This is a genomic window from Maribacter sp. (genome assembly GCA_020629415.1).
GTDB classification, from domain to species: domain Bacteria; phylum Bacteroidota; class Bacteroidia; order Flavobacteriales; family Flavobacteriaceae; genus Maribacter; species Maribacter huludaoensis.
In genome coordinates, this window is the sequence record JAHDDL010000001.1 from 189,942 (window position 1) to 203,252 (window position 13,311).

The window sequence follows — 13,311 nt, forward strand, 5'->3', positions numbered from 1 at the left end:
TAAAAGGAGATTTAGGCGACGCTATTAAAATTGTTAAAATAGACGTAGATAAAAATCAAACTTTAGCTTCTCAGTACCAAGTTAGGGGTATACCTACTATGATTCTTTTTAAAGACGGCAAACAGGTTTGGAGACAATCTGGTGTAGTACCTAAAAATGATCTATTACATATTATTAAATCTAATTAATAGAATATTAAACATACTGGACTAGGCAAATCAACCTGGCTAACAAAACGTAGCGTGCCATTTTCCGCATCTCTATTAAAAACAACTATATTGTTACTACGTTGATTTGCTACCAGTACATATTTACCCGTAGGGTCAATAGTAAAGTTTCTTGGCCAATCGCCCTTTACAGACTCCCTACCTACTAATTCTAAGTTACCGGTAGTTGCATCGACCTTAAATATGACCATAGTATTCTCCCCTCTATTTGTACCATAAAGGTATTTACCATCAGGCGATAAGTGAAGATCTGCACAATAGCTTTCCCCTTCAAAATTTGATGCTACTGTAGCATAAGTATCTTTGCCGTGATACTTACCAGCCTCTTTCCTGAACATGGTTATGGTAGAATTCAATTCATTGATTACATAAAGAAATTCTTCACCGGCAGAGGTTACAAAATGTCTAGGACCTGCACCTTCCGCAAGTATCAATTCTTTCTGCTTGCTTTCCACAAAACCACCATTTGCTTGCGTATATTTTTTAATACGATCTAATCCAAGATCGGAAACAACTAACTCGTCGTTAATAAAAGAGGCCATGTGTGCATGTGCTTTTTTAGTAGAATCAAGCAACTTGTGATCAATAATTTGGGCATCTGAATTCAATCCATTAACCGATGCCCCATATACTGCTACGTTTCCTCCCGTGTAATTTGCCACAGCTACCAATTGACCACTATCACTTACCCCTACATAACATGGGTTTGCGCCATAAGTGGATTGCTCATTTATTTTAACCAAAGCTGTATCCTTTACGTTAAAAGCTGTGATAGAACCATTGTTCTCCTTATAATCATCTACCTCGCTAACTGCATATAAAGAATTTCTATCAGGCGAAAATGCTATATAAGAGGGATTTTTAATTTTAGCAGCCAACGTCTTATTTGTCAATTCGCCCGTATCCGGGTTGAAATTGAACTTATATATTCCCTCGCTACCATTATCGGTATATGTTCCTACAAAGAGAACTTGCTCATTTTTTAACTCTTCCACCTTACAACTGTTTAAAATAATCAACCCTATAATTATAGTAAATAAACCTATTTTATTCTTTATTTTTTGGATATAAAATTCAAAAATCAATTCTGAAAATTGAATAAGAGAGAACTTATATTGATTGATAAAAATATAAAAGAATCGTTCAAAAAATACGATTAATTCAATTTTCTGTAACAAAATAGCCGTTTTTACTACATATAAGAAAGAAAGAACGATGGGATACGGAGGACAACCAATGAAAGTAATAAAAGCGAACAGAGCACTACTTAAAAAAAGTAGAAGCTTTAGAGAATTACGCAAAGATTATTTAGATTATACACAGGAAACCAAATTACACTTCAAAGAACTCACCGATTTTGAGCGTAAATTAGTGCGTGACAAAATAAGAGCGCAAGCAAAAAAAGACAGCTTACAAGAAATAGGAATCTACATAATTTCTATAGCTATAGTTCTAGGTACTTTTTATGCTATTTATAAATTTGTGTCATAGCAATTACCAGATACATGCTTTTATAAGCCCCACAGCTTAAATGGATTTTTTGTTTCTGGATCATCATCCTTTGACTTGGAAAGAGGTTTATCTACCATAACCTTGTACGTAGGGTCTTCCATTACGTTGACATCGATAATGTCATCTGCAGCGGCCAACAACCGTATACAATCATTACTTAAGTGTCGTAAATGAACCTTTTTACCTACTTGGGCATAGCGCTCGGTAATTTTGTTCAAAGCCTCTATACCGCTCATGTCGGAAACACGGCTTTCTTTAAAATCGATAATTACTTCGCTGGGGTCCCCTTGTACATCAAATTTTTCATTAAAAAGCGTTGTGGAACCAAAGAATAAAGGACCGTAGATTTCATAGTGCTTTACGCCATGCTCATCTACATACTTTCTAGCCCTAATTCTCTTGGCACTTTCCCAAGCAAATACCAATGCCGAAATGATTACACCGATCAATACCGCCAATGCCAAATTATGCAGGAATACCGTGATCAACGTAACCAATATCATTACAAAAATATCTGATCTTGGCATTCTTCTTAAAGCTTTAAAACTTGCCCACTCAAACGTACCAACGGAAACCATGACCATAACACCTACCAAGGCCGCTATAGGTACCAACTCTATTACCGGGGCACCAAACAATATTATCAATAATATGGTCAACGCTGCAATAATACCAGATAACCGTGCTCTTGAACCGGCAGAAAGGTTAACCAATGTTTGTGCGATCATTGGACAACCGCCCATACCGCCAAAGAAACCATTTAATATGTTTGCTCCACCTTGTGCCAAACATTCTCTATTACTGTTACCTTTGGTATTCGTAATTTCATCTACCAAATTCAAGGTCAACAGCCCTTCTGTAAGACCAACAGCAGCCATAATCAATCCATAAGGCAAGATAATCTTAAAAGCTTCTAATGTAAAAGGAATAGATGGAATGTGAAAAGAAGGTAACGACCCACTAAGTGACTTTAATTTTTCTCCAGGCAACGTATCTTGATTAATGATATCAACTACTTGTTTGGTCTCAATATCTAAAAAATATACTATTAGAAAAACTACAATAATACCTATCAATGAAGCCGGTACAGCTTTAGTAAGTTTAGGAACAAAAACAATTATTGCAATGGTAAACAGCACCAAGCCTACCATGGTATACAATGTGGTACCTGTTAACCAAACTGCGGCATCGCCCACACCTACTTTAAATTGATCCATTTGAGCCATAAAAATGATAATGGCCAAACCGTTAACAAACCCGAACATTACCGGCTGTGGAACCAAACGTATAAATTTACCCAACTTTAAAAAGCCCACGATCAATTGAAAAACACCGGCCATAGCAACCGCGGCAAAAACATATTCTAAACCATGAGAGTTCATTAATGCCATTAGTACAACTACCGTTGCCCCGGCACCACCAGAAATTAACCCAGGCCTACCCCCAAATATCGCGGTAACCAAACCCATTATAAATGCCCCATACAAACCTACTAATGGAGAAAACCCTGCAAGAATAGCGAACATCAACGATTCAGGAATCATTGTCATTGCAACCGTTAATCCTGCTAAAATTTCATTCTTATAATCTACTTTTTGGTTGAAATCGAAAATATTGAGGTACTTCTGCATGCTCGATGAATTTAAGGGCGCAAAAATAAGTCATATTTACCGGCCTCACCACTAACTAACAGAATATTACCATATTATCTGTCTACCAGGCTTTTAATCCCAATAACTTCTCTCCTAAAGGTGATAATTTAGCAGTATCATATTTGGTTTGCTCCCATTTACGTGGATCACCCGGAAAAGCATACCCTTCTGGTGCAATTCTGTTTTTCCAGGAATTGACTCTCCAAAGGCGCATTTCTTCATTTTCTGGCTCGGCAGGCATCATTGAAATGTACTGTGCTATTCTAACTTTATCCTTAGACTTATTGGGTCTAATGCCATGGGGTTCCGTACTGTTAAAAATTAACAGATCGCCCGCCTTCATTTTCACTTTTACAATTTTATCCTCCAAACCAACCAATGAAGGCTGAAAACGATCACGGTCCTCTGGCTGTGTCAGTTTCCATGAATCATAATTGCGATATAACCACGGTATACATTGAAAGCCTCCCATATTTTCGTCATCTTGGTCTGCTAGAGCCAATACTCCTTGAACATTTTGTGGTTTTGTTTCCGGGTCATAATCCCAATGTATAAATCCTTTCTTGTCTACACCTGCCGGCAATGGAAAATTCAAATTTGCACGATCAATAGTCACCCAAAGTTTATCTGTTCCCCAAACATCTACAAAGGCATCATATACTCTTTTCGTTTGTCTATTGTTCCATAAGTGTTGATGGTTATACACCTCAACCATTCCCGTTCCCGTTAATTCTTTCATTTGCATTTCTGCCCTTGGCGGAGCGTACCATGTTGAAGAATCTGTAGGGCTCTTTTCATCAAACTCCCAAAGAAAATCTGCAGTTGCTTTTGCTTGCTTTAGGGACACCGCATTCTTTATTACTATATACCCATTTTCTATCCAGAATTTCCAATCTTCTTCGCTGAGTACACGAAGTGGTTTTCCATTAGATCTATCGTTCAATTTTTGTTTACTGCTTGTTGCTGTTGATGGATTACCTGGCATATCTTTATGTGCTTTATTACCCTGCTCAACTTTATTATTTGTCTGTTGCATCGTTTAAGAATTTTAAGGTTGATATGTTTATAAAACTACTGAGCATTAGCAATTTGAACTACCGTTGTATTGACCATAATTTGAACGATATTGATTTTTTAGGTACACCTCATTAAATTTAACTGCAATTTTGTTACATTTAATCTTATGAAGGTAGAATTAGAAACTATTGACCCCGCTTCTAAAAGCCCGTTTAGGCTGTTACATGACCCTAAACTTAGCCATCTTTTTTATTGGCATTTTCATCCGGAATATGAACTGGTATATATTGAAGGCGCCAACGGCACAAGACATGTAGGAGACCACATTTCTGAGTATGAAGAAACAGATTTGGTTCTTATTGGCTCTAACATACCACATCTAAATTTTGACTACGGTGTTAAGACTACCTATCGTGAAGAGGTTTTACATATTAAACCTACTTTTAAAGACACTTTTGTAGACCCTATTCCAGAATTAAAAAACTTAAACAGGTTATTAGATCTATCCAGATACGGAATTGCTTTTCATGGAGAAACTAAAAAAGTGGTAGGCGAATTATTAAAAGAACTCCACACCTTAAAACCTTTTGAATATTTTATGGCTATCATGAATATTCTTAAAAGACTTTCTCAAAGCAACGAATTTGAATTATTACATAAAAAACCTTACAAAAACAGATACAGCAAAAAGGAGCAAAGTAGAATTCGTGATATTTATGCATTGATCGATGAACGCTACCAGGGTAAAATTTCTGTGGATGAAGTTGCCAAATTCTGTAATTTGACCAAACCTGCTTTTTGTCGCTATTTTAAAAAAGCAACGGGTAGTACCTTTATTGAATTCTTAAATCAATATCGCATCAGTCAATCGCAACGTTTATTACTGAACGGAAAAAATGTGAGCGAAACCTGTTTTGAATGTGGATTTGAAAGTCTATCGTACTTCAACAGAACTTTTAAAAAGGTAACAGGAGAAAATCCATCAGCATTTAAAAAAAGACTTCAAAATAATTAATTGCAATAGTATTATAACCTATAGAGGAAACAATTAAAACCATACCGTGTTAATTTTAGCAAAGCATAATGCATACACTTTTTCAACTCTTAAGTAAAGTGTACAACCTCTAAAATTCAACCATGGAAATTTTTGATCCTCTTACCCTAAAAACTGTTTTTCAAATTTGTATTGCGGCAGTCTTTGTCTATTTATATATGATGTTCATTACTAGGGTAACCGGTAAAAGAACGTTTGCCAAAATGACAAGTTTTGACTTTGCGGTAACTATTGCTATGGGATCAATTTTAGCCGATGCGGTAAACAAGCCCGTTTCCAGTTTAATGCCCGCCTTGGTTTCAATTGCTTTGTTAGCAGGGCTACAAGCTTTGTTCGCTAAATTGTTGTCATCATCAAATGCGGCACAAAAGGTTATGACCAATTCACCAATACTGTTAATGGAAAATGGAACTATTCTTTCAGAGAACTTAAAAAAAGCATTGGTAAGCCAAGCTGATTTAATGGGAAAATTACGTGAAGCAAACGTTCTACAGCTCTCTGAAGTAAAAGCCGTTATATTTGAAACTACAGGTGATATCTCTGTTCTACATACGGACAAAGAATTAGATGTTGATTCTATAATAATGGAAGACGTTAAGAAAAGTGCATAAAAAAGTGCCCTATATATACCTTATAGGACACTTTTGAGACAATCAACCTAAAAACTATTTTGCCTTCTTACGTTCTACCTTCATCGTAGGGTTAGAAGATTTAACTCTTTTTTTACTTTCAGAACCTTTTGCAGATTTTAAATACTCTTGGTATCCTCTACCTCTAAATTCATACGTTGTACCGCTATCTGGGTGGTATAGTTCTATAGTACTATCATTAATAACATATAGCTCAAAGTAATCGTTACCAAAGAAATCATAATCTAAAGTCAAGGTTTTTAATGTGTTATCTCCTTGTATATTATAGACTTGATATTCCCCTTCAAAATCCCACTGTAAATTAGAAACATTAGTATTTGGCGCATTTACGGAAGACCTGAAAAAGCTTGGCAAAAACTGTAAGTAATTTTCGTTGTCAAAATCATTCAACGCACCTGCTTCACTGGTGTAAATTTTCTCCCAAGCATCATATTCCTGTATGAAATAATTGATATTGTCGTAGAACACCATATCATAGTCAAAGTTATTGATCTGATATCCTTTAAGATAGTATGAGGTATCCGTACCGGCATCGTACAACTCTATTGTATTATTGTTTACCGCATAAACCTCTAAAAACCAAGAACCGTCAATATCATGAGCTATGTCTACGGTACCCCTAAGTGTACCATAAGTACCTACATCAATACCATAGCCACCACCTGTTTTACCAATTCCCACAATATTATTGTTGGCATAAAGCACTCCGCGATCAAAAGAAACCGTAAATGCCCTTTGCAAAAAAGGCACTTCGCCATTACCTCTAGTTGCATTAATATCTACATACCATAAATCATAACTTTGTAAAACTTGATCGGTATTGAATGCCGATTCCTCTATAAAATCATCTTCAATAATTACTTCTGTATAACAAGAGACCATTAAAGTTGCCAATAGGAAATATCCTGTAAGTAGTTTTATTGTTTTCATAAGATTTCATTTAATAGGTTACCTACCTAGAAACAATCTCCATGCCAAAATTTTTACAAGACTGATTCTAATCATATTATGATCATCTAAATAATTGGTAAATTTACACCATGAACGAGAATGCGAAATTTGCGGTTTTAGGAGGAGGAAGTTGGGCTACGGCCATTGTAAAAATGTTGACCAACAATCAAGAAAAAATAGGCTGGTATATGCGCAATGCAGATGCTATGGAGCATATTAAAACTCAAAAACATAACCCAAATTACCTTACTTCGGTAGAGTTTCAACCAGAGCAACTGTTCTTGACAGATGATATTAATGAAGCAGCTAACTTTGCAGATGTTTTAATTTTTGCAATTCCTTCTGCATTTTTAGTCGGAGAATTAGAAAAATTAGAAGCTTCTTTGAAAGATAAAATTATCTTTTCGGCAATTAAAGGTATCGTGCCAGAATCAGGATTGATAGTTGGCGAGCATTTTCATACTACTTATGATATTCCTTTTGAAAATATTGGTGTTATTACAGGCCCTTGCCATGCAGAAGAAGTGGCAATGGAGCGCCTATCATATTTAACCATTGCCTGTGCAGATACTGAAAAGGCAGAATTGATAGCCCATAATTTATCCAGTAATTATATTAAAACCAGTATAAGCAAAGATATTATCGGTACCGAATATGCTGCTATGTTAAAGAACATCTATGCCATAGCAGCTGGTATAGCCCACGGATTGGGATATGGCGACAACTTTCAAAGTGTGTTAATGAGTAATGCCATTCGTGAAATGAAACGGTATACAAAACGCATTCATAAGCTAGACCGTAACATTAATAAATCTGCCTATTTAGGAGATTTACTGGTTACCGGATATTCTATATTTAGCCGAAACAGAATGTTCGGCAATATGATCGGAAAGGGCTACACCGTAAAAAGTGCACAAATGGAAATGAATATGATCGCCGAAGGATACTATGCCGCAAAAAGTGCTTATAATATAAAAGAGAACTTTACAAAAAAGGTCAAAACTCCTATAATTGACGCAGTTTATAAAGTTCTCTATGAAAATAAAAACCCTAAAAAGGTATTTCTTGATTTAACCGATAAGTTAGATTAACGTCTCTCTAGTGAAAAATCTGAATGCTCTTTCAATTCCGCGTTTAAAGTAGTCCTCCAATCCTCAACGACCTCATCGCTTACCTTAAACTTATTTTGAAACTCTGCCAGTAAAGGCTCCATTAGCGTTCTAACACTGTCTATATCAAAATAAAGTCTCCCTGTTCTTCTAATAAAGAAATCCATAGGGGTTTGTACCATTTCAAAATTAATACCGAACGCCAATTCTGCTTTGGCCAATCTCACATAATTATCGGCTTCTACTATCCCCTTATAATTCTCTAGAATAGTCTCTGTTTGCTTACCGTAATTAGTTACCAAAAACCAAGCATCATGCTTTGTAAAACCGTCATCTTTAATTTTTACATATACCTCTTCAATGTACTTTTTAACATGCTTGAATTTCTTAAAATCTACATTACCGCATAAAAATATTTTCTCTGTGTAACATTCCTTTAATTTAATGTCATGGTCCTCTTCCATTTTTTTGGCAATGCGATCAACCACTCTTTCTGCCATTTTTCTATAACCCGTTAATTTACCACCGGCTATACTTATTAAACCTGTATCGGACACAAAAATCTCATCTTTTCGGGAAAGTTCTGAAGCAGATTTACCTTCTTCATGAATAAGAGGACGTAAACCTGCCCAAGAGGAAACTATATCTTCCAATTCAAGATTAATATCAGGGAACATATTATTAACCGCTGAAATCAAATAAATAGCATCGGCCAGATCTGTTCTTACCTTGTTCTTATTATCATTATAGTTGGTATCCGTAGTACCCACATAAGTTATTTTACCTCTAGGAATGGCAAACATCATTCTACCATCTGGTATATCAAAATAACAAGATTGTTTTACAGGTAATTTTTCATATGGAAAAACTAAATGCACCCCTTTTGTTAAATGAAGCTGTTTTCCTTTTTTAGAATTATTAAGGCTTCTTAATTCATCTACCCATGGACCAGCTGCGCTGATTACATATTTAGATTTAACCGTAAATTCCTTACCCGTAAGCTCATCTATAACTTTGACCCCGGCAACTTTTTCGTTATCATATATAAACTCATTTACCTTGGCATAATTCAATGCTTGTGCACCGAACAAAAGGCTAGTTTTTATATTTTCGATTGTTAAACGAGCATCATCGGTCCTATATTCGGCATAATATCCCGCTCCGTTCAAGATCTTTTTAGGTAATAAAGGTTCCAATTTTAAGGCTTCCTTCTTTTCAAGCATCTTTCGCTTATCATCACCCGTTACCTGAGCAAGAATATCATATACTTTAAGACCAATGGATGTTAACCATTTACCATAAGATCCATTTTCTATTAATGGCAGTAACATTTTTTCGGGCAATACCAAATGAGGCGCCAATTTATGTACAATTGCACGTTCTGAGCCTACTTCTTTAACCAACCAAAAATCAAATTGCTTTAAATATCGAAGTCCGCCATGTATTAGCTTGGTAGACTTACTACTGGTACCAGAAGCAAAATCCCCTTTTTCGAATACCGCTACTTTTAACCCACGTGATGCAGCATCTAATGCAATACCGCCGCCGGTAATTCCCCCTCCTATTACTACTAAATCAAAATCTTCAGATTCTAGTTGATCTATTGTTTTTTGACGTTCTAAATTGGTAAATTTTATATTCTTCATCAGTAGATGTCTGTTTTGATTAAAACGTTCATTTTGGTCTATATTGGACCAAAACCTAACATTTATAGGCAAAGATAGAACTAGTGTTATGCTATTCTATGCTCTATAAAATTAATAAATTGTAAAATTGATATTTATGCTACTCTTCTTCTTCCCAACCTTTTGATCGTACTACAGCCTTTTGCCATTTTTTGTACAAACGCTTTCTTTTTACCCGATCAAAAGTAGGCTTAAAAATTCGGTCCATTGGTCGACTTTGATCAATGTCAGTTTGCTTCCAAAAGTCAACTTGAATTCCTGCAAGAAAAGCTGCACCCATTGCTGTAGATTCAATAATTTCTGGTCGGTGAACCTCAGAATCTAAAATATCTGCCTGGAACTGCATTAAATGATTATTTGCACAGGCACCGCCGTCAACCCTTAGATTCTTTAATTGAATACCAGAATCATCTTCCATTGCCTTTAATATATCTTTGGTTTGGTATGCCAATGCCTCTAATGTTGCCTTTGCCAAATGTGCTTTACCGGTATCCCTAGTTAGACCAAAAACCGCGCCTCTAGCATACATATCCCAATAAGGTGCTCCAAGACCTGCAAATGCCGGCACCACGTAAACCGGATTCTCCCCCTCAATAGAATTTGCCAATTCTTCGGTTTCTTTGGCATCCTTAATAAGTTCCAAACCATCTCTTAACCATTGGATCGCTGCTCCTGCAATAAAAATACTTCCTTCTAAAGCATAATTAACTTTACCATCTAGACCATAGGCTATAGTCGTCAACAATCCGTTTTTTGAGAACTGGGGTTTTTCGCCAGTATTCATTAGCATAAAACAGCCCGTACCGTAGGTATTCTTTGCCGATCCATTTTTAAAACAAGCTTGCCCAAATAATGCTGCCTGCTGATCGCCCGCTATACCTGCAATTGGTATCTTAACTCCCTTTAACTCATAATCGCCAAAATGGGCAGAAGATGGCTTTACTTCCGGCAACATTGTTTTGGGTATATCCAACGCTTTTAGCATTTTATCGTCCCATTTTAAATTTACGATATCATAGATCATGGTTCTAGAAGCGTTCGTATAATCGGTTAGGTGGTTGTGGTCCTTGGTCATGTTCCATACCAACCAAGTATCAATAGTACCCATTAACAAATCTCCAGCCTTGGCTTTTTCTTTGGCGCCATCAACATTATCCAATATCCACTTTACTTTGGTACCTGAAAAATAGGAATCAATTACCAGCCCCGTAGTTTTCTTTACATGTTCTGTCAACCCTATTTTCTTTAGGTGTTCACAAATATCCGCCGTTCGTTTGTCTTGCCAAACAATGGCATTATATACCGGTTCTCCCGTATTTTTGTCCCAAACTACCGTTGTTTCCCTTTGGTTGGTGATCCCTATACCTACTATCTCTTTAGGCTGTACATTTTCCTTTTCAAGAAGCTCTTTTAAAACAGCCATCTGAGAGGATAGGATTTCTTTTGGGTCATGTTCTACCCAACCCGATTTTGGAAAAATCTGTTTGAATTCTTTTTGGACCATACCTTTAATGGTACCGTCATGGTCTACCAACAAAGCCCTAGAGCTTGTAGTTCCCTGATCTAATGATACTATAAATTGCCTTGACATGTGCTTTAAGTTATTTCTCTAAATATAGCGGAAATAAAACTCATTACAAAGCAGCGAACAGTGCAACAATTGGCAGACTTGTACCTACTATTACTAAAACTACATCCTCATGCCATAAGGCTTATTTCTTCCTATCAACTAAAGCACTCGGCCATATTGCCATAGCTATTATTCCCTATTATTCCAATAGAGGTAAAAATGTACGTGTAACAGGCTTTTTAAATCGTTTACTTGATAAACCCTTTTTCTATAAAATAATTTACGATAGCTTCTTTCATAAGTACGGTTTGTTCCCCTGCCTTTAAAGAAGGTAATTCTTCAAGCACATTGTAATGAGGCCAACCGTCTTCATCGAAAAAACTAAATTCATAGAAGCCATAAGGTTCTAAAAGACGACATATAGCTATATGCATTAAATCTAACTTATCGTCCTTTTTATATTTTCTGTGGTACTGTCCTAATTCCTGAACTCCAACCAAGTAAACAATAGCATCTAATTCTAGAGGGTCACCGTCAGAAAACTTTGTTGAAAGCTTTTCTACCAATAATTCCCACCGTTCTTTTAATTGTATATCCCTAGCCATAATATTAACATCAACTGTAGTATGCTACAGACCTTGCAAAGGTACAAATCAAAGTTCTATATTTGTTAAAACACTTTACAAATGGGGCTTTTGGATATTTTACTTGGATTACCTTTAATATGGGGTCTATGGAAAGGATATAAGAACGGACTTTTTATGGAAATAGCCTCTATTGTTGCACTTATTGCAGGTATTTTTGGAGCTATCCATTTTTCATATATCACAGGTGAACATTTATCCGAGCACTTGAATTGGAATGAACGCAATATGAGTATCATTGCCTTTGTAATTACGCTAGTGCTTATCATTATCATTGTAAATTTAATTGGAAAGCTATTGACCAAAGTTGCCAATTTTGCTATGCTTGGTACGTTGAATAAAATTGCGGGCGGTATTTTCGGAACTTTAAAAATTGCCATTTTATTAGGTGCCGCTTTCATATTTATTGATCGCATGGACAGCACCTTTAATGTGATTACAGAAGAAACTAAAGCGGAATCTATCTTATATCAACCTATAAAAGATATTGGAGCCCTAATTTTTGACACCGTTCTGGTACGTGAAGCTCCTCCAAGTCAGACTTCAGAGAAGCCAATAATCATATAATGGCATTATCCGCTAATCTTACTTTTTATACACTTTATCGAATATGCATTTTTGTTGATACCCAGCATTTAATTTTTCTATAATATTACTCTATCGATAACCCAAATCGATTACGAGAGCTTAGAACACTCTTAACTTTTTACCTACGTCGCTACGCCGAGAGGCTATATATTTAAAAGACACCTATATGAAAATGAGATTGCTTTATGCGGTCCCTGTCTTTTTATTGCTTTTTCTTGGTTCTTGTACTAGCGAATCTCTTGATGAAGCGCCAGTGCTTGAAGCTGAAAACGTTTTAACTATAGAACAGGACCTACTTGACATTGTTAATGAACACAGATTAAGCATAAACACTAATACATTGGCTTTTAGTGACGTAGCTTACAGATATGCCAATCTCCATACAGATTATATGATTTCTAAAGGTAGCATTAGTCATGACAACTTCAGTTCAAGAGCATCTAAAATTGATTCTGAAATAAGTGTTGAAATGGTTGCAGAAAATGTAGCCAAAGATTATCAAACTGCCCTAGAAGCTTTTGAAGGATGGTATATAAGTAGTAGTCATAAAAAAACAATGGAGGGCGATTTTACCCATACCGGAATAAGTGTCAAGAAAGATGACTTTGGCAACTTCTACTTTACCCAACTATTCTATAAGCAGTAAATCCAT

At 36.0% G+C, this 13,311-nt stretch carries 14 protein-coding genes; 7 read left to right on the forward strand and 7 right to left on the reverse strand.

Annotated features, from left to right (window positions below; all coding sequences use genetic code 11):
- Positions 1-188, forward strand: a 188-nt coding sequence (locus QZ657_RS00885; RefSeq protein WP_291964361.1) for a thioredoxin family protein, incomplete at its 5' end; no start/stop codon positions are given.
- Here the strand turns inward: QZ657_RS00885 and QZ657_RS00890 are convergent.
- Entirely contained in the window at positions 185-1,222 is a 1,038-nt protein-coding gene (locus QZ657_RS00890) for a lactonase family protein (RefSeq protein WP_291964363.1), read from the reverse strand. The genes QZ657_RS00885 and QZ657_RS00890 overlap by 4 nt on opposite strands.
- Positions 1,223-1,442: 220 nt before the next feature.
- On the opposite strand from QZ657_RS00890, the gene QZ657_RS00895 reads away from it, so the two are divergent.
- On the forward strand, positions 1,443-1,718 hold the full coding sequence (locus tag QZ657_RS00895; RefSeq protein ID WP_291959635.1) for a hypothetical protein: 276 nt from the start codon (positions 1,443-1,445) through the stop codon (positions 1,716-1,718).
- Positions 1,719-1,738: 20 nt separating this feature from the next.
- Here QZ657_RS00895 and QZ657_RS00900 read toward each other — a convergent pair whose 3' ends face one another.
- Both QZ657_RS00900 and QZ657_RS00905 read right to left on the reverse strand, forming a co-directional pair.
- Entirely contained in the window at positions 1,739-3,370 is a 1,632-nt protein-coding gene (locus QZ657_RS00900) for a SulP family inorganic anion transporter (protein WP_291959637.1), read from the reverse strand.
- Between the two features lie 82 nt (positions 3,371-3,452).
- Positions 3,453-4,427 (reverse strand): phytanoyl-CoA dioxygenase family protein, encoded by a 975-nt coding sequence (locus QZ657_RS00905; protein WP_291964365.1) that lies wholly within the window; start codon positions 4,425-4,427, stop codon positions 3,453-3,455.
- Positions 4,428-4,574: 147 nt separating this feature from the next.
- Here QZ657_RS00905 and QZ657_RS00910 point away from each other — a divergent pair, with 147 nt between their 5' ends.
- The gene (locus tag QZ657_RS00910; protein WP_291959639.1) at positions 4,575-5,423 is read left to right on the forward strand and encodes a helix-turn-helix domain-containing protein; all 849 of its coding nucleotides are present in this window, start codon (positions 4,575-4,577) and stop codon (positions 5,421-5,423) included.
- 122 nt (positions 5,424-5,545) lie between these two features.
- Entirely contained in the window at positions 5,546-6,073 is a 528-nt protein-coding gene (locus tag QZ657_RS00915; protein WP_291964366.1) for a DUF421 domain-containing protein, read from the forward strand.
- A gap of 54 nt (positions 6,074-6,127) precedes the next feature.
- Here the strand turns inward: QZ657_RS00915 and QZ657_RS00920 are convergent, their stop codons facing one another.
- Positions 6,128-7,042 carry a nicotinic acid mononucleotide adenyltransferase gene (locus tag QZ657_RS00920; protein WP_291964368.1) on the reverse strand — a complete coding sequence of 305 codons (915 nt, stop codon included), beginning with the start codon at positions 7,040-7,042 and terminating at the stop codon, positions 6,128-6,130.
- Positions 7,043-7,152: 110 nt separating this feature from the next.
- Here QZ657_RS00920 and QZ657_RS00925 point away from each other — a divergent pair, with 110 nt between their 5' ends.
- On the forward strand, positions 7,153-8,154 hold the full coding sequence (locus tag QZ657_RS00925) for an NAD(P)H-dependent glycerol-3-phosphate dehydrogenase (RefSeq protein WP_291964369.1): 1,002 nt from the start codon (positions 7,153-7,155) through the stop codon (positions 8,152-8,154).
- Here the strand turns inward: QZ657_RS00925 and QZ657_RS00930 are convergent.
- From QZ657_RS00930 to QZ657_RS00940, 3 genes are all read right to left on the reverse strand, one after another.
- Complete coding sequence (locus QZ657_RS00930) at positions 8,151-9,818, reverse strand: glycerol-3-phosphate dehydrogenase/oxidase (protein ID WP_291959646.1); 1,668 nt, start codon at positions 9,816-9,818, stop codon at positions 8,151-8,153. The two genes, QZ657_RS00925 and QZ657_RS00930, sit on opposite strands and share 4 nt — an antisense overlap.
- Positions 9,819-9,957: 139 nt before the next feature.
- Positions 9,958-11,448 (reverse strand): glycerol kinase GlpK, encoded by a 1,491-nt coding sequence (glpK, locus tag QZ657_RS00935; protein WP_291964371.1) that lies wholly within the window; start codon positions 11,446-11,448, stop codon positions 9,958-9,960.
- 227 nt (positions 11,449-11,675) lie between these two features.
- A complete protein-coding gene (locus QZ657_RS00940; RefSeq protein ID WP_291964372.1) occupies positions 11,676-12,032 on the reverse strand; it encodes a hypothetical protein in 357 nt (118 codons plus the stop codon).
- 81 nt (positions 12,033-12,113) lie between these two features.
- On the opposite strand from QZ657_RS00940, the gene QZ657_RS00945 reads away from it, so the two are divergent.
- Together QZ657_RS00945 and QZ657_RS00950 are read left to right on the forward strand one after the other, a co-directional pair.
- Positions 12,114-12,638 carry a CvpA family protein gene (locus QZ657_RS00945; protein WP_291964373.1) on the forward strand — a complete coding sequence of 175 codons (525 nt, stop codon included), beginning with the start codon at positions 12,114-12,116 and terminating at the stop codon, positions 12,636-12,638.
- A gap of 187 nt (positions 12,639-12,825) precedes the next feature.
- Positions 12,826-13,305 (forward strand): CAP domain-containing protein, encoded by a 480-nt coding sequence (locus QZ657_RS00950; protein ID WP_291964375.1) that lies wholly within the window; start codon positions 12,826-12,828, stop codon positions 13,303-13,305.
- Positions 13,306-13,311: the final 6 nt, after the last annotated feature.